This is a genomic window from Plebeiibacterium sediminum (genome assembly GCF_026013605.1).
Lineage (GTDB): Bacteria > Bacteroidota > Bacteroidia > Bacteroidales > Marinilabiliaceae > Saccharicrinis > Saccharicrinis sediminus.
On the sequence record NZ_JAPDPJ010000034.1, the window covers coordinates 23,407 to 47,425 of the forward strand.

General features: G+C 34.0%; 19 protein-coding genes. 15 read left to right on the forward strand and 4 right to left on the reverse strand.

The window, feature by feature from the left end; genetic code table 11:
* The first annotated feature begins 48 nt into the window (after positions 1-48).
* The 11 genes from OM075_RS14390 (at position 49) to OM075_RS14440 (ending at position 16,667) form a co-directional block, all read left to right on the forward strand.
* A complete protein-coding gene (locus OM075_RS14390) occupies positions 49-1,347 on the forward strand; it encodes an alginate lyase family protein (RefSeq protein WP_301191227.1) in 1,299 nt (432 codons plus the stop codon).
* A gap of 235 nt (positions 1,348-1,582) precedes the next feature.
* On the forward strand, positions 1,583-2,806 hold the full coding sequence (locus OM075_RS14395) for a glycoside hydrolase family 88 protein (protein ID WP_301191228.1): 1,224 nt from the start codon (positions 1,583-1,585) through the stop codon (positions 2,804-2,806).
* Positions 2,807-2,858: 52 nt separating this feature from the next.
* The gene (locus OM075_RS14400) at positions 2,859-4,286 is read left to right on the forward strand and encodes a glycoside hydrolase family protein (RefSeq protein ID WP_301191229.1); all 1,428 of its coding nucleotides are present in this window, start codon (positions 2,859-2,861) and stop codon (positions 4,284-4,286) included.
* Positions 4,287-4,424: 138 nt separating this feature from the next.
* The gene (locus OM075_RS14405) at positions 4,425-5,159 is read left to right on the forward strand and encodes a DUF6383 domain-containing protein (protein ID WP_301191230.1); all 735 of its coding nucleotides are present in this window, start codon (positions 4,425-4,427) and stop codon (positions 5,157-5,159) included.
* Between the two features lie 69 nt (positions 5,160-5,228).
* Entirely contained in the window at positions 5,229-6,425 is a 1,197-nt protein-coding gene (locus OM075_RS14410) for a BT3233 family polysaccharide utilization protein (protein ID WP_301191231.1), read from the forward strand.
* A gap of 11 nt (positions 6,426-6,436) precedes the next feature.
* A complete protein-coding gene (locus tag OM075_RS14415; RefSeq protein ID WP_301191232.1) occupies positions 6,437-8,107 on the forward strand; it encodes a glycoside hydrolase family 43 protein in 1,671 nt (556 codons plus the stop codon).
* Between the two features lie 291 nt (positions 8,108-8,398).
* Positions 8,399-10,078: a hypothetical protein gene (locus tag OM075_RS14420; RefSeq protein ID WP_301191233.1), complete on the forward strand. Its 1,680-nt coding sequence runs from the start codon at positions 8,399-8,401 to the stop codon at positions 10,076-10,078.
* Between the two features lie 23 nt (positions 10,079-10,101).
* Complete coding sequence (locus OM075_RS14425; protein WP_301191234.1) at positions 10,102-12,387, forward strand: heparinase II/III family protein; 2,286 nt, start codon at positions 10,102-10,104, stop codon at positions 12,385-12,387.
* 3 nt (positions 12,388-12,390) lie between these two features.
* Positions 12,391-14,340 carry a glycoside hydrolase family 97 protein gene (locus OM075_RS14430; protein WP_301191235.1) on the forward strand — a complete coding sequence of 650 codons (1,950 nt, stop codon included), beginning with the start codon at positions 12,391-12,393 and terminating at the stop codon, positions 14,338-14,340.
* Between the two features lie 145 nt (positions 14,341-14,485).
* Positions 14,486-15,661, forward strand: coding sequence for an MFS transporter (locus tag OM075_RS14435; RefSeq protein WP_301191236.1), 1,176 nt, complete (start codon positions 14,486-14,488; stop codon positions 15,659-15,661).
* A 28-nt stretch (positions 15,662-15,689) separates the two neighbouring features.
* A complete protein-coding gene (locus OM075_RS14440) occupies positions 15,690-16,667 on the forward strand; it encodes a type I phosphomannose isomerase catalytic subunit (protein WP_301191237.1) in 978 nt (325 codons plus the stop codon).
* A gap of 783 nt (positions 16,668-17,450) precedes the next feature.
* Here OM075_RS14440 and OM075_RS14445 read toward each other — a convergent pair.
* Both OM075_RS14445 and OM075_RS14450 read right to left on the reverse strand, forming a co-directional pair.
* Positions 17,451-17,921 carry an RES family NAD+ phosphorylase gene (locus OM075_RS14445; RefSeq protein ID WP_301191238.1) on the reverse strand — a complete coding sequence of 157 codons (471 nt, stop codon included), beginning with the start codon at positions 17,919-17,921 and terminating at the stop codon, positions 17,451-17,453.
* Positions 17,921-18,430, reverse strand: a complete 510-nt coding sequence (locus OM075_RS14450; protein ID WP_301191239.1) for an Xre family toxin-antitoxin system antitoxin — start codon at positions 18,428-18,430, stop codon at positions 17,921-17,923. The genes OM075_RS14445 and OM075_RS14450 overlap by 1 nt, the downstream gene beginning before the upstream one ends.
* Before the next feature lie 434 nt (positions 18,431-18,864).
* On the opposite strand from OM075_RS14450, the gene OM075_RS14455 reads away from it, so the two are divergent.
* Together OM075_RS14455 and OM075_RS26100 are read left to right on the forward strand one after the other, a co-directional pair.
* Positions 18,865-19,758 (forward strand): hypothetical protein, encoded by an 894-nt coding sequence (locus tag OM075_RS14455; RefSeq protein WP_301191240.1) that lies wholly within the window; start codon positions 18,865-18,867, stop codon positions 19,756-19,758.
* A 64-nt stretch (positions 19,759-19,822) separates the two neighbouring features.
* Positions 19,823-20,005, forward strand: a complete 183-nt coding sequence (locus OM075_RS26100; RefSeq protein ID WP_363321620.1) for an integrase core domain-containing protein — start codon at positions 19,823-19,825, stop codon at positions 20,003-20,005.
* Positions 20,006-20,731: 726 nt separating this feature from the next.
* Here OM075_RS26100 and OM075_RS14460 read toward each other — a convergent pair.
* Complete coding sequence (locus OM075_RS14460) at positions 20,732-21,727, reverse strand: YhdH/YhfP family quinone oxidoreductase (RefSeq protein WP_301191241.1); 996 nt, start codon at positions 21,725-21,727, stop codon at positions 20,732-20,734.
* Positions 21,728-21,859: 132 nt separating this feature from the next.
* Between OM075_RS14460 and OM075_RS14465 the strand changes: the two genes are divergently transcribed.
* Positions 21,860-22,186 (forward strand): winged helix-turn-helix transcriptional regulator, encoded by a 327-nt coding sequence (locus OM075_RS14465; protein ID WP_301191242.1) that lies wholly within the window; start codon positions 21,860-21,862, stop codon positions 22,184-22,186.
* Positions 22,187-22,290: 104 nt separating this feature from the next.
* Here the strand turns inward: OM075_RS14465 and OM075_RS14470 are convergent, their stop codons facing one another.
* Positions 22,291-22,620 carry a hypothetical protein gene (locus OM075_RS14470; RefSeq protein ID WP_301191243.1) on the reverse strand — a complete coding sequence of 110 codons (330 nt, stop codon included), beginning with the start codon at positions 22,618-22,620 and terminating at the stop codon, positions 22,291-22,293.
* Between OM075_RS14470 and OM075_RS14475 the strand changes: the two genes are divergently transcribed.
* Entirely contained in the window at positions 22,615-23,244 is a 630-nt protein-coding gene (locus OM075_RS14475) for a glycosyl hydrolase 108 family protein (RefSeq protein ID WP_301191244.1), read from the forward strand. The genes OM075_RS14470 and OM075_RS14475 overlap by 6 nt on opposite strands.
* The last annotated feature ends 775 nt before the right edge of the window (positions 23,245-24,019 follow it).

A 24,019-nucleotide genomic window follows, 5' to 3' on the forward strand; every position in this document is an offset into this window, starting at 1 on the left:
AATAATCATTATAGATAGATTGTATGAAGAAGATAAATATATATATATATGGGAGTTGTAATATCACTGTTTGTAATATTAATTTCAATGCAGGCATGTGGTGCAGATGATCCCTCAGAAACAAAACCAGAAGAGGAAGAGGTTCCGGATGAAGAAACAGAACCAGAGCTTACCATTGATCCGAATAAAACATTTGTTCATTTGGGGATGTTGCATACTCAGGTTGATTTTGACCGTATAAAATTAAAAGTTACAGCTCAGGAAAGTCCATGGATTGATGGATGGAATAAATTAATAGCAAATTCACATGCTAGTTTGAGTTATAATCCTAGTCCAACCGTAAAATTGATTAGAGGTGGAAGTTCAACTGAAGAACCTGAAGCTGACAACTATAGTAGAGCAATGAATGATGCTGCAGCAGCTTATCAATGTGCTATTCGTTGGAAGATATCCGGAGAAGAAGCATATGCTGATAAAGCTATTGAAATTCTTAATGCCTGGGCTTCAACCTGCGAAGTGATTAGTGGAAATTCAAATGTTGCACTTGCTTCTGGTATTTATGGATATGAGTTTGCCAATGCCGCTGAAATAATGAGGGATTATGAGTGTTGGTCAACCACCGATTTTGAGGCATTTAAGCAATGGATGCGCGATGTTTTTTATTCTGTGAGTTATAATTTTCTTGAAACACATTGGGGAACCTGCGATTCGCACTATTGGGCAAACTGGGACCTTGCCAATTTGGCAAATGTAATGGCTGTAGGAATTTTATGCGATGATGCAACTTTGTATAACTATTCTTTGGATTATTTAATGAATGGCGTTGGAAATGGAAATCTTACCAAATGTATTAATTACATCCATACAAAATCATTTAATGATGATATTGACCTAGGTCAGATTCAGGAAAGTGGCAGGGATCAGGGACACACTTTGTTAAATATTGGTCTACTGGGAGTAATCTGTCAGATGGCTTATAATCAGGGAGACGACCTTTTTGCTTACGATGATAATCGCGTATTAAAAGGAGCTGAATATGTAGCCAAATACAATTTTGCTAATTTAAGTGTTCCATTTACTGAGTATACAAGGTATTATAAAGATGCATGGAGTGTATGTGGAGGAGTTGAAACCCATACAGAGGTTAATGAGTCGGGTAAAGGTGGATTTCGTCCAATTTGGGAACTGATGTATCACCATTATGTGATTAAAAAAGGAATTACAGCTAGATATGTTTCAATGGCTGCCCGCATGCACAGAGTTGAAGGTGGGGGTGGTGATTATGGATCCAATAGTGGAGGATTCGATGTGTTGGGATTGGGAACTTTAATGTATTCTTTAGAATAAATCGTATCCTTTTATAGATAGAGAATTATAATAATTATTTACATGAGGTAATAATCTCAATTTTAGAGATTAAATAGGATAGTTATGCGAGAATAGCTAGTGTAAATATATGTATTGAATCTTCTATTATACAGTCAATATATTTTCTAATGGATAATCAAATCGATTTTAAAAATATTGAATAAACCACAGCTAACGAAGGAATATGATTTTGAAGAAATAAAAGATATTCAAAATGAAAATTAAAAAACTAAAATTATATAGTGTGCTGTTTCCCTGTTTGGTGTTGCTAATCATGGAATCATGTACGCCTTCTGTAACAAAGGAAAATGAATTTAATGCAGATAAGTTATTGGATTATTGTAACACCAAAATTACTCATACAGTAAATAGTTTATCAGATACAGACAGTTTACCACGTAATATTTTAAAAGGACAAACCAAATGGAATAAAGTAGGTATTTATGATTGGTGCAGTGGCTTTTGGCCTGGTATTCTTTGGTATGCCTATGAAGCTTCAGGAGACTCTTCTTTTTTATCAGGGGCACGGAAATTTACAGAACCATTGAAAGGAGTGTTAGATGTTCCTGTAGATAATCATGATTTGGGTTTTATGTTGTTCTGTAGTTTTGGTAATGGTTATAGACTTACTAAGGATTCTGCTTACCATGACTTCTTGCTTGAGGCTGCAGATTCATTGGCAACTCTTTATAATCCTAAAGTTGGTACCATTTTATCTTGGCCTGCAATGCGTGAAAAAATGAACTGGCCTCATAATACCATTATTGATAATATGATTAATCTGGAGTTGCTCTTTTGGGCATCTAAAAACGGAGGTGATCATTCTTTATACGATATGGCGGTTGAGCATGCAGAAACATGCATGACTACTTTGATTCGTCCTGATTTTACAACCTATCATGTAGCCGTTTTTGATACTACAGATGGTCATTTTATTAAAGGTGTTACCCATCAGGGATATGCCGATGATTCGCAATGGGCAAGAGGTCAAGGTTGGGGAATATATGGCTATACAATGGTTTATAGAGAAACTAAGGATCAAAAATTCCTGGATACAGCTATAAAGTTGGCTGATAAATTTATTGAAATGATGCCTGAAGATAAAGTTCCATATTGGGACTTTAATGATCCGGCTATCCCTAATGCGCCTAAAGATGCATCGGCTGCAGCTGTTATAGCTTCCAGTTTATTGGAATTACAAGGATATGTTACAGATGAGCAACTTAGAGCAAAGTATTATAATACGGCAATAGATTTATTATCAGCTTTATCATCCGATAAATACCTGAGTAAACATATAAATGAATCATTCTTATTACATTCAACAGGTCATTGGCCCGCAAAGTCTGAAATTGATGCTTCAATTATATATGCCGACTATTATTACATGGAAGCATTACTACGATTGAAAAATATTAAGGCAATGGCAAATGAATAATATTTTTCTAAGTTGGAAACTGTAATAACCTGAATTTGAAAAAATGATTAAAATGCAAAATATAAAAACCAGTTTACTAATTATTATACTTACAATCCTATCTTCCTCAGCCTTTTCGGAGAAGAATTTAAAAATATATCCGGCTCCGGAAGGCGCAATCATAAATCATGATTTTAATATCAAGGTGCGTGAGGTTAATGGCAAATGGCAGGAGATTCCGTGCTATTTAATTAAGGTGGATGAGGTACGGGGAAGTAAACATCAGGTAGAAAATGCATCCATGAGTTATTTTGATTTTTCAGGAGATGTAGAGGTGATGGTTACTTTTAATAATCAACCTGTTGATTCAGCCAGGATACGTCCGTTATCATATCATATCCAGCACCAAATAAAAGGGCAGTCGGTATATTTTAAATTAAATCAACCTGCTAATTTATCAGTTGAAGTTAACGGAGATATCTTTCACAATCTACATCTTTTTGCAAATCCAATGTTGGAAGAAGTGCCATCCAAAAAAGATCCGGATGTTATATGGTTTGGCCCGGGTATTCATGAATTTGATGAAGGAAAGTTCATCGTACCTTCAAATAAAACTGTTTATGTGGATGGCAGTGCAATTCTTCGGGGCCAGTTATTGATTCATGATGCTCATGATGTAAAAATAATAGGCAGGGGTATGGTGGAATATTCCGTAAAAATGGGTGTGCACATTTCAAATTCAAAAAATGTTTTAGTGGAAGGAATTTTCTGCACCCAATGCGCTACTGGTGGATCAGAACATGTTACTATTCGTAATGTAAAAAGTATTAGTTATTATGGATGGGGAGATGGTATGAATGTTTTTGCCAGCAATGATGTGCTTTACGACAGAGTGTTTTGCCGCAATTCAGATGATTGTACTACGGTGTATGCAACACGCAAGGGATTTACCGGTGGCTGCAATAATATTACCATGCAAAATTCAACGCTTTGGGCAGACGTTGCACATCCTATCATGATAGGAATACATGGAAATAGCGAAAATCCGGATACCATACAAAACCTGAAATACATTAATATTGATATTCTTGATCATAAGGAGATGCAAATTGATTATCAGGGTTGTTTGACCATTAATGCAGGGGATAATAATCTGATTAAAGATGTTCTTTTTGAAGATATCCGCATTGAAAATTTTCGTGAAGGCCAACTGGTTAACCTTCGTATTTTTTATAATACAAAGTATTGCACAGCTCCCGGTATGGGCATTGAGAATATTACTTTTCGTAATGTTGAATACAATGGCGACAATGCAAACCTATCTATTATAGCCGGATATAATGAAGAAAGGAAAGTAAAGAACATCATATTTGAAAACCTTCGAATTAATGGAGTTTGTATTCATGATAAAATGGAAGGAAAACCAGCCTGGTATAAAACCTCCGATATGGCTCACTTTTTTGTAGGAGAGCATGTGGAGGGAATTGAATTTCGTAAGTAGAATCTAATTGTAATTTATGTAAATGAGTTCGATGACTTCATTCCATCGAACTCAGCATCATAGGATTTATAATCTGAATTATTAGTTAACCAATTAATAATACTGGATAAGTAATGTTTAATAATTAAAGAAAAGTTTATGAAAAAAAGATTTTTACCCTATTTAAGTATGTGGATACTAGCAGTGATGTTTGTTAGTTTTTCAGCCACAGGTAATGCACAAATTAAGGTAACAGGAACAGCTATTGGTACTGCAGGTTCGTACGGAGATAATCCGGCAACTACTTTTACTGCAGCTTTAGATGGCGATATAACTACCTATTTTGATGCGAAAGTAAGTAGTTCGTTCGTGGGGTACGATTTAGGCGAAGGTAAGAGCGTTTTATTAACCTCAATTCGTTATGTACCCCGCTCAACTCATCCTCAGCGTATGGTTGGCGGACAAATATGGGGTTCAAACACGAGTGCCTCATTTAGTAACTCCAATGAATATGATGTTTTATATACTATTACAGATCAGCCTGCTGTAGGTGTATATACTGAGGCAGTGATTTCTGCTACTGAAAGTTACAGGTATATCTGTTACCATGATAATAGTTCATGCAACGTTGCTGAGGTTGAGTTTTATGGTTCGGTTTCAACTGCCATTGGTGATATAGAAACCTCTGATGTTATTACAACAGGAGGTACCGGAATGGTTAAAGTTCAAAATGCCGAGCAAGGTTCAACAGTTATTATATATGACCTAACCGGAAAGATCATTGCTAAAAATTTAGTGGTTTCTTCTACAGAAACATTTGCAGTACCTTCCGGATTATGTATTGTTAAAGTTGTTGGATCTCAAATGAGTACCAATAAAGTTTTAGTGAAATAATTTTGATGCAAGGGAGGAAGGTTGATATATGGCCTTTCTCCTATTTACTAATAGAATAATAGAATTGAAATGAAAATAATAAGTAGGAATTTTGTAGTTATATTTTCTTTGTTATTTCTGTTTTTTGTGGGCTGTAAACACGAAAAAGTGTTAAGGACGATTACAGTTTGTAATGTGCTGGAATTTGATAGAAATGAAGTTGTTTCAATTCCTTGTTCGAATTTAAACCTAAACCTGAATGACTTAAATAAGGATAACTTATTGTTAAGAGAAAATAGTAAAAAAGATTATAACGTTCTGCAATGGGTGGATAACAATTTGGATGGGGAATATGATGAATTGTTGTTTATGGCTGATGTAGACGCTAAGTCAACAAAAGAATACGAATTGTTATGGAAAAAGAATGGTGAAGAACTTCAACCTAAACCTAAGGTAACGACTTATTCACGATTTGTACCAGAAAGAATTGATGACTACGCCTGGGAAAATGACAAAGTTGCATTTCGTGCATATGGACCCAAAGCACAACAACTGGTTGAAGAAGGAAGAGAAGGTGGAACATTATCCAGTGGTATCGATCTATGGTTAAAACGTGTAGATTATTCCATTATAGATCACTGGTATAACGAAAATGCAAAACAACCCGGATATTATCATATAGATCATGGTGAGGGTTATGATCCTTATCATGTAGGTGCCAGCAGAGGAACTGGAGGTATAGGTGTATGGGGGGAGGATTCATTATATACATCTAAAAATTTTATTGCATACAGAACAATCACAACAGGACCATTAAGAACCATTTTTGAGTTGGATTATGCACCCTGGAGTAAATATAATATTAAAGAAACAAAGCGTATTTCATTGGATTTGGGATCTAACTTTTCCAGAGTTGAAGAGATCCTTTTTTCCGAAACCATAGTGCCTGATTATGCCATTGGAATTACCCTTCATGATAATAAAGGAGAAACAAAACTGGATATAAAGAATGGAGTTTACCGTCATTGGGAACCCATTGATGATAGTTATGTAGGTGAAGGTGTAATCATTAAGAGTAATCAGGTTACAAATGCCGAAGTATATAAAACAGATATTCCTGATCAGAGCCATTTGTTAATTTCAACCAAGCCCTGTTTAAACCTGATTTATTATATTGGTTTTGCCTGGCAAAAGAGTGATCAGGTGCATAACATTGAAGATTGGGATAGTATTCTTTTAAAACAATCAAAATTTTATGCCAATCCCTTATTCGTAATCTGTAATTAAAAAGTTTATCAATGAAGAATTTTATTGTAATAGTTTGGTTTGTATTAGGAGCATCTCTTTGGGGATGTTCCAATTCTGACAAAACAGAAAAAATTGCTACTACTAAAGATTCAGTTCAATATATTTCAGAAGTATGGGTAGCTGATAATGGAGATGGGACTTACAAAAATCCTATTCTTTATGCAGATTATTCAGATCCGGATGTGATTAGAGTAGGTGAGGATTTCTTTTTAACAGCCTCCAGCTTTAATTGTAGTCCGGGATTACCCATTCTTCATTCTAAAGACCTCGTGAATTGGGAAATAGTTAATTATGCTTTACCTCATTTCGATTATCAGGAAATATTTGATATACCACAACATGGCAAAGGTGTTTGGGCTCCATCCATAAGATACCATAATGGTGAGTTTTATATTTATTGGGGAGATCCGGATTGGGGTATTTATATGGTGAAAACCAAAGATCCGTTGGGAGAATGGAGTAAACCTCTATTGGTAAAAGAAGCAAAAGGTATGATTGATCCTACACCACTTTGGGATGAGGATGGTAAAGTGTATCTGGTAAACGGATGGGCAGGAAGTCGTGCGAATATTAACAGTGTTCTTACCATTTGGGAAATGAACAAGGAAGGTGCTGAGATTATTTCAGAGGGAAAACATGTTTTTGACGGACACGATCATCACCATACGGTTGAAGGTCCTAAGTTATATAAGAGAGATGGCTTTTATTATATTTTTTGTCCTGCCGGAGGAGTGGAAGAAGGCTGGCAGTTGATTCTTCGCTCAAAAGATATATACGGACCTTATGAAGAAAAAGTGGTATTACATCAGGGGAATACAAATATAAACGGTCCACATCAGGGAGGTTGGGTAGAAACTGAAACCGGAGAGTCATGGTTTGTGCATTTTCAGGATAAAAAGGCTTATGGAAGGGTATTGCATTTAAATCCTGTGACCTGGATTGATGGTTGGCCAATGATGGGTGAAGATATTAACAATGATGGTATTGGTGAACCTGTCTCTTCACATAAAAAGCCTAACGTGGGTAAAACTTATCCAATTCATACCCCTACTGAAAGTGATGAATTTAATAAAGGGAAATTAGGTATGCAATGGCAGTGGGCAGCGAATCATTCTATTAAATGGATGGTGCAATTACCTGGTCAGGATTACCTGAGATTATTAAATTATCCAAAACCCGAAGCTTCAACTCCATTGTGGATGGTTCCTAATTTATTGATGCAAAAGTTTCCGGCACCTGAATTTGTGGCCACTACCAAGGTAAAACTGACTACAGAGTGGGATGTTTGGCAAGGTAAAAAAGCAGGATTAACTGTAATGGGAGATGATTATGCTTATTTGGCCATGAGTAAAGATGAAGAAGAATATCAACTAGAATTATTCAAAGGGCATATGATTGATAAATATAGTGCCAATGAAGAAATGGAGACGTCAGTGCGAATTAACAGTAACGAAGCATATTTAAGAGTAGATGTAAAAGAAGAAGGTCTTTGTCAGTTTTATTACAGTGAGGATGGAGAAGAGTATCATACTGTTGGAACAGTTCATAAAGCAACTCCTGAACTATGGATCGGTGCAAAGGTCGGAATTTTTGCAATTATGGAACCCGGTACCAGAATCGGTGGTTATGCAGATTTTGATTGGTTTAGAATTAGTAAATAATGCAAATAAAGTGTAGAAAAAGAGAATAACACAGAGACAAAGACACAGTAAGTATTTTATATATTTTACACATATTAAACTGCACAATTTAGAATAAGAGAAATGATCAAACACCATTACTAAGGAATTACAAAGTGCTCATAGAAGTAAATTCTTACAGATTTTATGAATTATATAATAAATAGTAAAAAACTCAGTGCCTCAGTGTCTTTGTTCATTTTTAATTATTGATTGACATAAATATCATGGGATAAATTAACTCATCGTTTAAATTGGAATAGAGATCATTATATGATTTATATTAAGAAAAGTATATTGTTAAAAGAGATGCTCTTAAATAAGAAGAACATTACATTAGGTAAAAGGATTATACTGGTTTTTATTGTGACGTTTCTTCATTGCACCATAGCCAGTTCAAAGGTATATCAATGGTCGGTTGAAGTAGATGGTTTGATATCTTCAGAAACCAATGATCATCCTACAGCTTTTTTATGGATACCGGAAAATTGTAGTTGTGTTAAAGCTGTAATGTTTGGACAGCATAATTTAAGCGAGGAAGATTTATTTGACAGAGATGCATTTCGCAAAGGATTATCCGATTTAAATATTGCTATTGTCTGGGTTTCTCCAGCCTTTGATATGACTTTTGATTTTAATAATGGATCAGGAAAGATTGTTGAAAATATAATGAATGATCTTGCTGAAGTATCAGGTTATGGAGAATTAGCATACGCTCCAATAATTCCTATCGGACATTCAGCATGTGCAAGCTTTCCCTGGAATTTTGCAGCGTGGAATCCCCAAAGAACATTAGCCGTTATTTCGTTACATGGGGATGCTCCTTTAACTAACTTAACCGGAAATGGTCGTCCTCACCCTAAATGGGATCGTCGTAATATTGATGGCATACCGGGTTTAATGATTGAGGGCGAATATGAATGGATGGAGGAAAGAGTTCAGCCGGCATTGGATTTTAAAGCCAGGTATCCAAATTCTACCATCTCTTTTTTATGCGATGCTGGTCATGGTCATTTTGATGTCTCTGATGTACTGGTTGATTACTTACTCCTGTTTATTCAAAAGGCTGTACAATACAGAATACCTGAAAGATATTTATATGTTAACCGGTTGGATTTAATATCAATTAATCCACAAGATGGTTGGTTGAAAGAAAGGTGGAAAAAAGGTGTTCATCCCAAATCAAAAGCTGCATCGTATGATAATTATAAAGGAGATAAAGCAAATGCATTTTGGTATTTCGATAAAGAAATGGCTATGGCTACTGAAGTTTATTACGCAAGAGAGCGTGGAAAAAAAGATCGGTACATTGGATTGAAGCAGAAGGGTAATCTGATTAATTATAACGAAAAATCCCATTCCAGAATGAATGGTTATTTTAATCCGGAAAATGATGGTTTAACTTTTTATATCAATGCAGTTGTAACCGATTCATTGCGACAGACCGAACTGGAAAATACCTCACAAGAAAAACCTCTTATCTCAAAGACTTGTGGTTCGGTACAACAAATTAATGATACAACATTTACGGTTCGGTTTTTCAGAATGGGAATGAATAATCAAAAACGTACTGGTGATATCTGGTTGTTGGCAAAAATGGAAGGAAATAATGAATATAAAAGTTCGATTCAGCAATTCTATTTAAAGATCCCATTAAAGAATAGTGAAGGAGATGATCAAACTATAGTTTTTTCCGATATTAGAGATCAAAATGTAAATAATAAAAGAGTTAACCTAAATGCAAAAGCCACATCAGGGTTACCTGTTTATTACTATATAAAGGAGGGACCAGCAATTATTGAAGGTGATGATATTGTTTTTACATCAATTCCTCCCAAAGCAAAATTCCCTGTTAAAGTTACGGTTGTAGCATGGCAATATGGAAGAAATACCGAACCTAAAGTGAAAACCGCCAATTTTGAGGAAAGAACATTTTATTTAACAAGAGACTAAGTTTTGAATATAAGCCGATAAAAATGAAAAAGATATTAATTGTTTTATTCACGATAATGACGTCAACGTTGTGGGGACAGGCGCACAGCTATCTGTTATATACCGATGTTAGTGTTGCTAAACTTAAAAAGCAGATTAGCAATGATGATGAGGTAAATGCAGCATGGAAACATCAATTGGAAAAGGCCGATAATTTGGTTAATAAAGAACGTTGCGGAGCTTCGGATTGTCAGGAGCTGGGATTGGCTTTTCGTGTTACCGGAGAAGAAAAATATGCAGAGGCTGTGAAACGAATTTTATTGGATTACTCTTCTCGCAGTACCTGGGAAGGTAAAGATTTGTTAAGCCGGGAACCTGCATGGACTGGTGGATTAAATACGTCGCATACCGGTTTTTATATTAGTATAGGGTATGATTGTATTTATAATTATCTGACAAAGAAAGAGAGAAGTCAGATTGCAGAAGGCTTGGTAAAGGTTTGCATCAATCCGCTTAAAAATAATTGGCTCGATCCACAAACCAGTTTCCATACATTTGATACCATGGGGCATAACTGGTGGAGTGCCTGCGTTTATATGGCCGGATTTACTTCATTGGCTATTCAAAATGAAATACCGGAAGCCAAACAATGGGCCATTGATATCTCTAAAACCATTACGGAGTGGGTAGATTATTCAGGAAGCGTACTTCAGAATAAGCCTCGTAATTTTGATCGCAATGGAGGGTTTTATGAGGGCATCAATTATGCAGCTTATGGAGTAAGTCAATATTTGTTGTTTCGTTTGGCTATGAATAATGCTTTACCCAATGTGCAACAGCCGGATATATCAGAGCTGGAAAAAATGGCCGATTTCTTTATCTGCACCACATACTATGTAAAAGATGATATACCCCGAGTGGTAAACTTTGGTGATGGTAGCACCGAACGAACTGGAAATGCCTGTGTTTTGCTTTTATGGAATTTAGGCTACCATAAAGATGCTTATGCCTGGTATTTAAACAAAACCATGAAAGGCGATAATAAAGAAGCCATTCAAACTGATACTCCCAATGGATTAATATTAAACCCGGATTTGCCTCAGTTAGCTGAAAACTTTACTCCTGATATGGCTCTTTCTCAAATTTATGAAGATATGGGCTGGGCTACCATGCGAAATTCATGGGATGATAATGCTACAATGGTAGCTGTGAAATCAGGATTAACATGGAACCATACTCATGCTGATGCAGGTTCTTTTATTGTGTTTCATAATGGTAAATATTTAATTATCGATTCCGGGAATTCATCTTACGGTAATCCTTTGTACACTGAGTATTATTGTCAGAGTGAAGCGCACAATGTAGTGTTGTTTAATGGTGAAGGACAAGATAGAGAAGATCCTTATTTTGGAGTGGTCAATTATGGTTCTTTGCATAATTTGGTAGATGCAGGGGATTTTAGATATCTGTTGGCCAATGCAACAGGTCCTTATTCACATATCTTAAAAAGAAACTACAGAAACTTTATCTGGATTGGAGATGTGTTGTTAGTCATTGATGATTTATTGGCTCGTGAACCGGGGCAATTTGAATGGCTGTTACATTATAATGGTGAGTCGAAACGAAGAGGATTGGATCTGTCTATCAAAGATGGAGATGCTGAAGTATTGGTTCGTCCTTTATATCCGGAAACTTTCCCTGATGGAGGATTACGTCATGATTTTCCTGAAAAAATGCGCTTGGAAGAAAAGTCAGGTTATGAAGATCATCATCCAGAAAACAGAAAGCCTTACTGGTCTGTGAGTCATTTTGAAAAAACAGCCAGGACAAAGTTTATATCTGCCATTATCTTTAAAAATAATGACAAGCTTCCTGTTATTGAGCGTTTTCAAGGGAATAACTATTTAGGAGTCAGAATTACTCAAAATGGAAAGACCACAGAAGTATATCTAAACTTGCTGGCTGATGGAAGTATCAAGCATAGAAACAGTGTAATTGAGATGAATGGATGGCAAACAGATGCGTATCTCACAGCTTTAACTTTTGATGAAAGTGATGATAAATCTAAAGTAGAAAACCTGAAAGACTGTTTTATTGGACATGGAAGTTATCTAAGAAAAGATGATCAGGTTTTATTGCACTCCTTGTCTAAGTACACAGCATATTTAAAAGATTTTAATACAAATGCAGATGTGATTTTTCAAGGTCAACCGGAAGTTTATTTAAACATCTATGATCCTACGAAGAAAAAGCAAATAAAGGTAAACGGAAACAGGGTTACTGGATTGTATAATAAAGAATTAAAGACATTAAATTTTAAAGTAGAATAAGCGATGTTTACGAAGTTATTTTTGGTTTTAACAGGACTAGCTATTGTTGGTCAGCTTGTAGCTCAGGATATTATTCCTGAAACAAATATAAAAGTTCATTCACCGAATGGAAATTTAATCTTTGAATTTTATCAAAAAGAAATAGGTCAGGATAAAAAACAAATGTATTATAAGGTTGAGTATAAAAATCAACCTGTTGTACTGGAATCAGAATTAGGTATTTTAATTGAAAATAGTCTGTTTGAATCGGCATTAGGTATTGAAAATGACCCAAGTGATAAATGGTGTGAGAATCTTGAGTTTAAATCATCAAGTCAGAGTGTTGTTGATACTAGCTGGTCTCCTTTATATGGCGAACGTAAATTGGTTAAAGATAATTATAATCAGGAGGTTATACGTTTTGCTAAATTTGAAGAATCAGAAGAAATTCATGAAGGACACTCGGGTACAAGCTATGATAAGCGCCGAAGCTACTTAATGGATTTGGAGGTTCATGTTTATAATGAAGGAATAGCTTTCAGATACTATTTCCCGGAAACTTCAAATGGATTGTTCCTACATATTGAAGGTGAGCAAACCAGTTTTACCATGCCGGATGGAACCATGGCATTTTACGAGCGATGGGCACAAGGACCATATGAACTTTTACCTTTAACAAACTGGCCTGATGAATGTGAGCGTCCTTTGACACTGAATTTAAAGAATGGATTAAGAGTGGCATTGTTGGAAGCCAGAATGGTTGATTACAGCAGAGGAAAATTTAAATTAAGTAAAGATAAAGCTAATACTATTGAGTTAACCATGTATGATAAGGTGGATGCGATCAGTCCGTATGCTACACCGTGGAGAGTAATTATGGTTGCTGATACACCAGTGGAGTTATTGGAAAACAATGATCTTGTCCTAAACTTAAATGCTCCAAACCAGCTTCAAAATACATCATGGATAAAACCAGGTAAAGTAATCAGATCCAACCTGACTACAAAAGATGCAAAAGAATGCATTGATTTTGCAGCAGAAAGAAACCTTCAATATGTACATCTAGATGCTGGTTGGTATGGTCCTGAGATGAAAGTGGCAAGTGATGCAACAAGTGTTTCACTTGATCGTGATTTGGATATGCATGAAGTTGTTAACTATGCAGGAACAAAGGGAATTGGTATTTTTGTATATATCAATCAAAGAGCATTAGCTGATGATTTGGATAAAGTATTTGCAAAGTGCAGAGATTGGGGATTTAAAGGAGTGAAATTTGGATTTGTTCAGATAGGTTCAAACCGTTGGACAGCTTGGTTACACGATGCCATAAAAAAGGCAGCAGAGTATCATCTGATGATTGATATTCATGATGAATATCGTCCTACTGGTTTTAGTCGTACTTATCCTAATCTAATGACTCAGGAAGGTATTAGAGGAAATGAAGAAATGCCGGATGCAACGCATAATACAACATTACCATTTACCCGATATCTGGCCGGTGCAGGAGATTATACCATCTGTTACTATAACAATCGCATCAAAACCACACACGCACATCAATTGGCTTTATCCGTTGTTTATTACAGTCCTGTTCAGTTTTTATATTGGTACGATAAACCATCACATTATAGAGGAGAGAAAGAAATTGCATTTTTTGATGCAGTGCCTACTGTTTGGGATGACACTAAAGTTTTAAATGGAGAAATAGGTCAATATATATCAGTTGCCAGAAAGACTGGAAATGAATGGTTTGTAGGTGCTATTACAAATAATGATGCACGGGAAATAAACATTCCATTATCATTTTTAGATAAGGGGAGGAAATACAAGGCAACAGTGTATTATGATAATCCTTTATTAAAAACGAGAACAAATGTTGAAGAAAAAGAGATTCCAGTTGATAATATAATGGATTTAAGATTTCAGTTACTACCATCAGGAGGTATTGCAATTAAAATAGAACCAATTCAATAAAAAATAAAACGGGGTTTTTAATGTAGTATGTAGTAAATGTAAAATGATTTAAGAGCACAGGGAAAATTGTTTTCATTACTACATACTTACCTTATATGTTTGTTTAACTCCATTTCAATATAAACAATTATCAGTTTAAAGTAATATGCAAAATAAAAATGCAAGTATTGTAAAGGTACTACCGGTGTTATTCGGATTCTTTGTAATGGGATTTTGTGATGTAGTAGGGATTACTGCATCTCATGTTAAGGAAGATTTATTAGGAACTTATAGTCCTGATTTTAGAGATACACTATCGAACTTGATTCCAGTAGCCTTATTTTCTATGTTTTTAATATTTTCTGTTCCAACGGGGATGTTAATGAATAGAATAGGTAGGAAAAAGACTGTAGTTTTAAGTAATGTAATAACTATTGTTGCGATGTTTATCCCCTTAATTGAGTATTCATTTATTATGTCGTTAGTGGCATTTGCGTTATTAGGAATTGCTAATACTATGTTACAGGTTTCCATTAATCCTTTACTTACTAATGTGGTACAAGGGGATAAACTAACAAGCAGTTTAATTGCAGGACAATTTGTGAAAGCAATTTCTTCATTTAGTGCACCTTTTATTGCGGCATTTGCTGCATCTCAGTTAGATAATTGGCAATATATTTTCCCAATTTATGCGGTTATAACTTTAGTTTCAACGTTTTGGTTAATGGTTACGATAATTGATGAAGAACCTGTAAAAGGTAATTCAGGAACCTTTTCAAGCGTATTTGGAATATTAAAAGATAAAACCATTTTCTTATTATTTCTGGGAATTGTATTTGTTGTTGGTGTTGATGTGGGCATGAATACTGCAGCTCCTAAGATACTAATGGAACGATGTGGTTTAGATTCGATACAAGCTGGTTATGGACCAAGTGTATATTTTGCGTTACGTACATTGGGTGCCTTTTTAGGGGCTATTATTTTAGCACGTTATTCCTCAAAAAAGTTTTTTCGCCTAAATATAATAATTGCAGTTATTGCCTTAATTCTGCTCATTTTTATATATGACAAGCTTCTTATTTTCATATTGTACGGAGTAGTTGGTTTTACTATAGCTAATATTTTTTCTATAATTTACAGTATGGCAATTCAGACACTTCCAGAGAAGGGAAATGAGATTTCCGGATTAATGATTACCGGTGTGTTTGGTGGAGCAGTTCTTCCATTTTTAATGGGAATACTATCTGATACATTGGGATCTCAAGTAGGAGGAATAATTATAATTCTTGCAGGCACATTGTATTTGGCATTTGCCTCATTTGCTATTAAAGTTAAAAATTAGAATATATTAAATAGTTATTTATACTAATATGAGTTTATATCCATTAAAGTTTATTCCCCAATTTGCAGAAGTTTTATGGGGAGGCATTAAATTAAATAAGGTTCTAAATAAGGATATTGATACATGTAAAAGCATAGGTGAGAGTTGGGAAATTTCAGGAGTAAAGGGGAAGGTATCATTAATATCGAATGGGAAATTTAAAGGTATATCATTAGACACACTTATAGGAGTGTATAAACATGAAATTGCAGGAGATAAAGTTTATGAAAGGTATGGTAATGAATTTCCTTTATTGATTAAGTTTATCGATGCAAATGATGCTCTTTCTATTCAGGTACATCCAGATGATGCATTGGCAAAAGAACGACATAATTCCTTTGGTAAAACAGAGATGTGGTATGTGCTGGAAGCGGAAAAAGGAGCTGAATTAATATCCGGTTTCAATAAGGAAGTTACAAGGGATGAATATATTCAGAAATTGGAATCTAAGGATATTGAAAGTATTCTGACGAAGCACTCGGTTAAATCCGGTGATGCATTTTTTATTCCTGCAGGAAGAGTTCACGCTATTGGTAAAGGAATTTTATTAGCAGAGATTCAGCAAACTTCAAATGTCACTTATCGTTTATACGATTTTGACAGGAAAGATGCTAATGGTAATCTTCGTGAACTGCATACGGAACAAGCTGTTGATGCTATAAATTATACTTATTACAAGGATTTAAAGGTTGATTATAATGTTAAACCTAATGAGGCTTCAGAAGTAGCTTCTTGCCAGTATTTTACTACAAATATTTTAGAGTTAAGTGAATCATATATTAAAACTATCAATGTAAAAGATTCATTTGTAATCTATATGTGTTTAGAAGGAGAGATTGAAATTGTTTATTATATACTAGAAAAAGAATCATTAAAAAAGGGCGAGTGTATATTGATTCCTGCATCATTAAACATGGTTGAATTAATACCAAATGAAAACTCTATTTTACTAGAGGTTTATATCTAATTAATAGATATGGAGTTTAATTAGTATCCTTCAATAACTGCAATTTAAATTCGAAAAACAATGATTTTCAGTACCTTTAATTATGCTAAAAACTTAAAACTCTTTATTTTAAATTTTATATGAGGTATTGATTTAAGGAATGGTGATTTTACATTAACAGAAATATTATTAGAAAATAAACATTTAAACATGTTTCCGGATCATGTACGGATATAGTGATAGCAACTTTTTAATAGAATTTTTTGGATATAAACTTGGAATAGAAGTATATAATCAGTTGTAGATGATACTGATAGTTGGATTAGGTTTGATGGAGGGTATTGTATTCATTGTTTTTTTACGTAGAAAGAAGTGCAGAATGTTTAACCTGTGCTTCTTTAGTGTTAATCTAATGAGTTTTGTATTTATTGTAGAGAATGATAAATTAACAACAAATTTAGATTGTTTATTTATGTCTTATAGTTATATATCTTATATTAAGGAGAAAGCTTTTGTAATTTAAAAGAATTACAGTTTGTTAAAAGAATAAAAGGACTTTATAAAAGTGCAACAACTTGTTGCACAAATTCCATGGGGCATAATATCTTAATTTACAGCAAGTCTAATTCAATTGAAGAAGCTTACTTTTATCATTTAAAAACAGTAGAATTGCAAATTCTAAGATCTCTTACAGTTAAGCCTTAAAAAGTATCATTTTTTGAATTTGATATTTTTAAATATGAATGATTTTCTAAGAAAATATAATTTGAAATAATTACACAAAGGAATTAGTCATTAATGATATTATTCGTGGGTGCTTGATTTTAAACGCTCATCAATAGGTAATTTGATAAAATCAATAACTTCAACTTTTCCAAACTCCTTATAAAGGGGATTTAGAATAAAGTTAGACTCTAAACCTACGATTGTTGAAGGAACTTTCAGAGCAAAAAAATCTCTGCTTTTTGCTAATTGAGTGAAAACTATTGTCGTTTTTGATGAGTAAGGGTACTGATTCCATCTTTCAGGCAATTCTTTAATTTCCTCAATAGTAAAATTATCTGGAAATTCAATCTTAGCAATTAGAATCTCTTTTGGTAATGCAGCTATATCATCAGAGTGAACATAGTATTCGAGTAATGCTAATGATATATTCTCAGAACAATATACTGCTCTAGTGCCGATCTCATTCCATCTTCCTCCAACTTTTTCAGCTCCAATACCAGTTAATGTAAAATCTTTATATTTAGTGTTCGCCACTCTATATACAATCATTAGCTATATACGTTATATTGAATTCTAATGATTTCATTTTCTACTAATTCGAATCCAAAACTACTATCGAGTAATTCAAAAGGTTTTTTCTTACCTAAAGTTCTAGATGGCGTCATAAGCCAATTTTTGAAATCGTCATGAGTGTCAAATACTTTATAACCAAGTCCAAATAGTCGAGCTAATTCGTAAATCCTCTCAGATGTTTCTCTACCGTACACTGACTTTTTCTGCATACTACTTATAGATGTAGGCAATATATTTTCAAATTCTTTTTCTGTAGCTCCTATTTTTTGTATTAACTGTTTCCAATCAGCTTTCTTAACTCCATCTCGAATACGATCAATAAGTTCTAATTTATATCCAGGAGCATCTTTGGCATGAAGAACAACCCATGCAGGAGAAAATTTTGATATAGTATATTCTTGTTGCATCCTATTTGAAATATTAGCCTTACGTGAATGATTAGAAACTATTTTCTTAGAATCATTAGAAATTGTTTTTGCACCCATAATTGTATTTATATAACTATGCAAATGTAAAATTACAATTATTATTTTATTTCAGCAATAAATTTTATTTGATAACATTAATACGGTTTTAGTTGAAGGTTCTAAAAGGTATAAAGTTGAGTTTCAAGTAGGCGGATTTATTATATAATACCTGTGATTTAGTTATTGAATAAGTATTCACTAAAACGTTTAGTAAAGAAAATATGAGACGTTAAAGTGTTTAACTAAATTAAGTTTCATAATACCGGTGTTTTGAGAGAAGATCAGTTTAAAGACATATTCTAGATTATAAAACCCGGGTTTGGTGATACTTATAAACCGGGGTTAGTAAAACTAATGAAAGAAAGCATCATTTAACGATTTGTTATAATCCTTATCTAATCTGCCTCGAATATATTTAGATTTGAACGATATAATTAGCTTAAGTATTCTTCATGAAAAAATATAGATCTTACCATACCATGTTAAAACAACTAGCGCAAAGAAATACCCTTCCTCAAAGCTATTGCTCAAATATTGACCGATCGATACTGTGGCGTTGGAGAAGAGAATCAGACAATAAATATACCGGAAGCGAACTGGTGGATATAGAAGTATTGGAAGAATTTATTTCAAGAAAGGAAGCGCAAACCATTATGAGGAATTACATGAAACTGGTTGTATCCATTGCTTCTTTTCTTTCAGTTTCCAAGGAATTTGGAAGGTTGCTTCGGATCAACAAGGAATCTCTGGTTCAGGTATTAAGCCAATATCAAAAGGTGACAGACATTAAGATGGTATTACGATTGCTCAAATTACCCGTTTCAGTCTTTTATTTCTGGAAAAATCAGGTTTCGTATAAATGTGATACTTCGCCTTTAGACTTATGCAAAAGGATCTATCCCCACCAGTTGACAGTAAAAGAAACCAATGTTATCAAGGAACTGGTATCGTCGGATAAATTTCAGTATTGGCCTATTTGTTCGTTAGCCTGGTATGCATCAAGAAAAGACTTATTGCATGTTTCTTTATCGACCTGGTACAAGTATGTATGCAAATTAGGATTGAGGAGATTGAGAATCAAAAAGAAGAAGCCTTATCCCAAAGGAATAACAGCAGTTTCACCCAATCAGGTATGGCATGCTGATATAACAGTAGTGAAAAGTTTAGATGGTATGAAGAACTATGGTTACCTGTTGATGAACAACTACTCAAAGTATATAATTAACTGGCTAGTAGAACCTGTTGTATCAGGAGAGGTAAGGATGCAAACGATAAAGGAAGGTTACCAAGAATATATAAAAGGACGAAAAAATTTGCAATTGATCATGGATGGAGGCCCAGAATAAGTTGATAAAGTACTGGTACCTTTTTAAATGTCAATATCAGGATATCTATGCATTATGTTAGGCTATTGAATGGATAATCCAGGATTACAACCATCAAAGGCCACACAACTCTTTAAATGGGTTAACTCCCCATGAAGCATATACAGGAAAGCAGATTGATATAACAGTACAAAAAGAAAAGATAAAACAAGCTAAACAGTTAAGGGTAATTGAAAACCGGAAAAATCTATGTTGTATGTGCCAATGAAAAAACAAAACAAAACAGTAATTATGCTGTAGCAAAATTGTTGTTTCACTTGAAATAAAAACTAGTAAATGTAATCATATATACCTAATCTACCTGAATTGAAAAATGGAGTTAACCGAAAACAATTTTTTACTGAGTAACGATTAACTCCATTTACATTTATTATACATTCATTTATCTATTAGGTAGATACAGTTGGTGTGTTGCAATATTGCAACGTATTTTTCCAACTTTACCGTGTGATTTGCTGGGCAAAAAGATCATGCACAGATAACAGGCATTGATTAGCGGCTGGCAATTGAACCGTTGGCAATAAATAGCGCTCTTCCTTTGACATGACCCAAATTCACATTATAAGGACTATCTTTGTCAACTCATTTCAACAATAGAAAACAATGAAGATTCAGGAATTTGCACAATCTGGCAAAGCCGCCTCGATTGATTTAGCCGCTTGCGGAACAGCCTTGAAAAATTGAGGGCTCAAAGCCATTGCTGGGGTTGTCTATCAATTTCAGCACCTGGGCTGGTAACAGTAAAATTATCTTTTTACGGAATGTTTCCGAATAAATTCCGTATTTTTGTTTCAAGTTCTTTAAAGATATTGTATTAATCAGCTATTGCGGCTTTTTAATACTAAATTTTCGTAAATGCCCCACACTTGTCAATGTGATTACAAATAGGACTTGCAATATCATATTCTATTCTTCAATGCCTGTAATGATTGAATTATAACTTCACAATAACGCGTCCTTTACTTTTTTTATCCAACATCAATTCAATATAAGTTTTCAAACTTTCAAGCGTAGCTTCTTTTATTAAATCTGAGTCAAACTCTAGTGACCAATCATCTGCTAACAAATCCCATACAATTTGGCGAATTTTCATTGGGCAATTTTGAGAATCAATACCTAGAAGGCTAACTCCTCTTAAAATGAATGGATATACTGTCATGTTCAAATCACCTGAACCAATGTTTCCACAAGTTGTAACACTACCTAACGGGTTACATCCTTTTAATAAGGTTGTAAGTGTATTTCCACCTACAACATCAATAGCTCCTGCCCATTGAGTTTTTAACATTGGCCTATTGGAATTATCATCCGAAACATTTCTGTCAATTTGAGAATGCGCTCCTATTCTCCTAATTTCAGATACATCAGCTAACTCGTAATTTGCAGCAGTCACTTTAAATCCCAATTTGTTTAATAATTGACAAGCAATACTACCTACACCACCCAATGCACCTGAAACTACAACTGGTCCCATTTCAGGTTTTTGTCCATTTTTTAGTAATCGGTAAACAGAAAGAGCAGCAGTAAATCCAGCAGTACCATATTTCATAGCTTGTGTCGCAGTCATCTTTTCGGGCATTGAAACAATCCATGATTCAGGTACTTTTATAAATTCGGCAAAACCACCCGGATGATTCATTCCTAACTCATAGCTGGTAACAATTACCGATTCTCCTGCTTTAAAAAGTTCACTTTCGCTTGATTCAACTATTCCTGCTGCATCTATACCAGGTGTATGAGGATAGTTTTTTGTCACACCTTTGTTGCCTATGGTTGACAATGCATCTTTATAATTAAGTGAGCTGTAATCTACTTTAATCAATACTTCGCCCTTGTTAAGTGGTTCAAACGGCATATCTTTTATACTTGTAGTATAATTCCCATTTACTTCTTCCACTCTTAATGCTTTAAATGTTGAACGATTCTTCATAGTGATATTCTTTTATTATTTTTGCACAAAGTACAGGTATTACATTCAGATAAACAAGAACATACATTATATACAGGAGCGAACATTTTGTTCCGAATTGTGTGTTTTTAATGAGAGCGAAACGTAAAAAAAATGAAAAAAAGTTATTGTCCGATTGATACATTTATAAATGTTGTTAAAGGAAAACGAAAAGGGACTATCATTTTACACCTTTTTCAAGGAGATAAAAGGTATAGCGAATTGGTTAAACTCTTACCTGATATTAGTGAACGAATGCTGACTAAACAACTAAAAGAATTAGAAACAGATGGATTAATCAATCGAACTGTTTTTCCTGAAGTTCCTCCACGCGTTGAATACAGCTTAACTGAACTTGGCAAAAAAATTCATCCTGTCCTTAAAGGAATGTATAAAGGAGGAATCCTTTTCGAAAAATTGATTGATGAATTACATAACTGATTGTTTACAAATTTTATGCTGTGTGTTTAGGCTTCCAATATATTTGTTCGGAGCTGATTCTGCTTAATTTTCTCCCGGTCCGTGATTAAATTTTGTGCCTTCGCCTATAGTGTAGAATTGACCTCCAGCGACGTAATGCACCGAACGCAATTCATCAGGTTTGTCTTCAAAAATCCAATGTCCGTTTTTAATACCCAGTCAACACTCCAAGCTGCAACAATTTCATCCATAAATGAGTCAAAATTCTCTCCTTCGTGATGCGGATTTAGAATTACTTTACAAACTAACCAACCTGCATCACCTTCTACCATTGGAATATCAAATTCTTCCTGATAAAACAAGGGAAGATTATAAAGTTTGTCGAGCATCGTTTTTTTGCGGTGTTCTCCCACATATAAAACAGTTTCCATTTGCTGAGCCGTGGGAATATGCATAACGAAATAAACACTCTTTTCTACAAGCTGGAAATAGTAATTAGTTGTTGTTATACGGTTTTGAATACATTCGATGAGTGGTTTGATGGTGTATGCATGCACGAAGGCTATTATGCCAACATAGAGAGCGAACGAGGTGGAGAAACCTACATGGGAGTAGCAAGAAATTTACATCCGGATTGGGAAGATTGGAAATCTATTGAGGCTTATAAATTGAAATTTGGTGAGCCAAAACGAAATACAAAAATTGATATTCCTGAATTAATAGAAATAGTCAAACAATTTTACAAGCATACTTTCTGCGATAAATACAATATAGGCTATATTGTTTGTGGCTCGTTACAAGAAATTATTTTAGATTGGTGTGTCAATAGTGGTTATTGGGGAAGTTGTGGCACCCAAAAGGTATTAAAACGTTTCTTTGATTTTGACTTAAAATTGGATGGAATTATCGGCAAACAAACGATTAATGCCATTAATTCATATCCGTCAGAATCACTTTTTAATGCCATAAAATCTGCTAGGATTCATTACTATCATATCATTGCTCAGAAAGGTCAAAATCAGAGATTTTTAAAGGGGAGGTTGAAAAGAATCGATGCAATTCAATTCCTCTCAGTTTAATTCCTTAGAAGTTATCAAAGATTAAAAAAAGAAAATATATTCTTATAGATGGATTTTTTTATAATAATTTCTTTCACATCATCATTGATGATTTGTCTAATCTTTGATTTAAATAATGACGTTTGGATATCTATTTTTTAGCATATATTACTTTCAAATAATAAGATGGTATTCAAATGTATTTCCTCTTATTAATAAATCATCCTCACAAAATTTTCATCTAGAGGAACATAATTAAGGAGATCTTTAGGAAGAATTGGTATAGCTGTTGGGGGTAGAGAAAAAATAAATATAACTACATCTTTTACGTTAATTTGATACGTGGATGGGATCGCTCCAATTTGTTCAGTACTACTTTAAATTATCCTGCCTATTGGTATTATGCAGTTTTACTTTATGCATATTTTCAGTTATTTTTATTGCAATAGATCCTGTGATTATTAAAAGTGAATTACAACAGAGCGCTTAGACTTAATAGATGAATTATACAACTCCGTGTAGTAATAAATTTTCTGGAGTATATCCAATCATGTATTTAATTATTTGCAAAAAAATAAGTTATAACCATGTTGATATTAAAAAATATTTAAAGAAATATAAATAATCACTAACTTAAAATGTTACATGCATGTAACATAAATCATAGTTAACACCAAACACGTTATATGATGTAACTATATTGATATAACCTGTAACCTTCTTACTAGTGCAAGACTGTTTACTACTATAAATTCGTATTAACGATTGTTAAAAAAGAAATCGTTACATGAAATTT

Coding starts and splice junctions, on each gene's coding strand:
- OM075_RS14390 (WP_301191227.1), top strand. CDS start 49: ATGGGAGTTGTAATATCACTGTTTGTAATATTAATTTCAATGCAGGCA.
- OM075_RS14395 (WP_301191228.1), top strand. CDS start 1,583: ATGAAAATTAAAAAACTAAAATTATATAGTGTGCTGTTTCCCTGTTTG.
- OM075_RS14400 (WP_301191229.1), top strand. CDS start 2,859: ATGCAAAATATAAAAACCAGTTTACTAATTATTATACTTACAATCCTA.
- OM075_RS14405 (WP_301191230.1), top strand. CDS start 4,425: ATGAAAAAAAGATTTTTACCCTATTTAAGTATGTGGATACTAGCAGTG.
- OM075_RS14410 (WP_301191231.1), top strand. CDS start 5,229: ATGAAAATAATAAGTAGGAATTTTGTAGTTATATTTTCTTTGTTATTT.
- OM075_RS14415 (WP_301191232.1), top strand. CDS start 6,437: ATGAAGAATTTTATTGTAATAGTTTGGTTTGTATTAGGAGCATCTCTT.
- OM075_RS14420 (WP_301191233.1), top strand. CDS start 8,399: ATGATTTATATTAAGAAAAGTATATTGTTAAAAGAGATGCTCTTAAAT.
- OM075_RS14425 (WP_301191234.1), top strand. CDS start 10,102: ATGAAAAAGATATTAATTGTTTTATTCACGATAATGACGTCAACGTTG.
- OM075_RS14430 (WP_301191235.1), top strand. CDS start 12,391: ATGTTTACGAAGTTATTTTTGGTTTTAACAGGACTAGCTATTGTTGGT.
- OM075_RS14435 (WP_301191236.1), top strand. CDS start 14,486: ATGCAAAATAAAAATGCAAGTATTGTAAAGGTACTACCGGTGTTATTC.
- OM075_RS14440 (WP_301191237.1), top strand. CDS start 15,690: ATGAGTTTATATCCATTAAAGTTTATTCCCCAATTTGCAGAAGTTTTA.
- OM075_RS14445 (WP_301191238.1), bottom strand. CDS start 17,921: ATGATTGTATATAGAGTGGCGAACACTAAATATAAAGATTTTACATTA.
- OM075_RS14450 (WP_301191239.1), bottom strand. CDS start 18,430: ATGGGTGCAAAAACAATTTCTAATGATTCTAAGAAAATAGTTTCTAAT.
- OM075_RS14455 (WP_301191240.1), top strand. CDS start 18,865: ATGAAAAAATATAGATCTTACCATACCATGTTAAAACAACTAGCGCAA.
- OM075_RS14460 (WP_301191241.1), bottom strand. CDS start 21,727: ATGAAGAATCGTTCAACATTTAAAGCATTAAGAGTGGAAGAAGTAAAT.
- OM075_RS14465 (WP_301191242.1), top strand. CDS start 21,860: ATGAAAAAAAGTTATTGTCCGATTGATACATTTATAAATGTTGTTAAA.
- OM075_RS14475 (WP_301191244.1), top strand. CDS start 22,615: ATGCATAACGAAATAAACACTCTTTTCTACAAGCTGGAAATAGTAATT.
- OM075_RS14470 (WP_301191243.1), bottom strand. CDS start 22,620: ATGCATATTCCCACGGCTCAGCAAATGGAAACTGTTTTATATGTGGGA.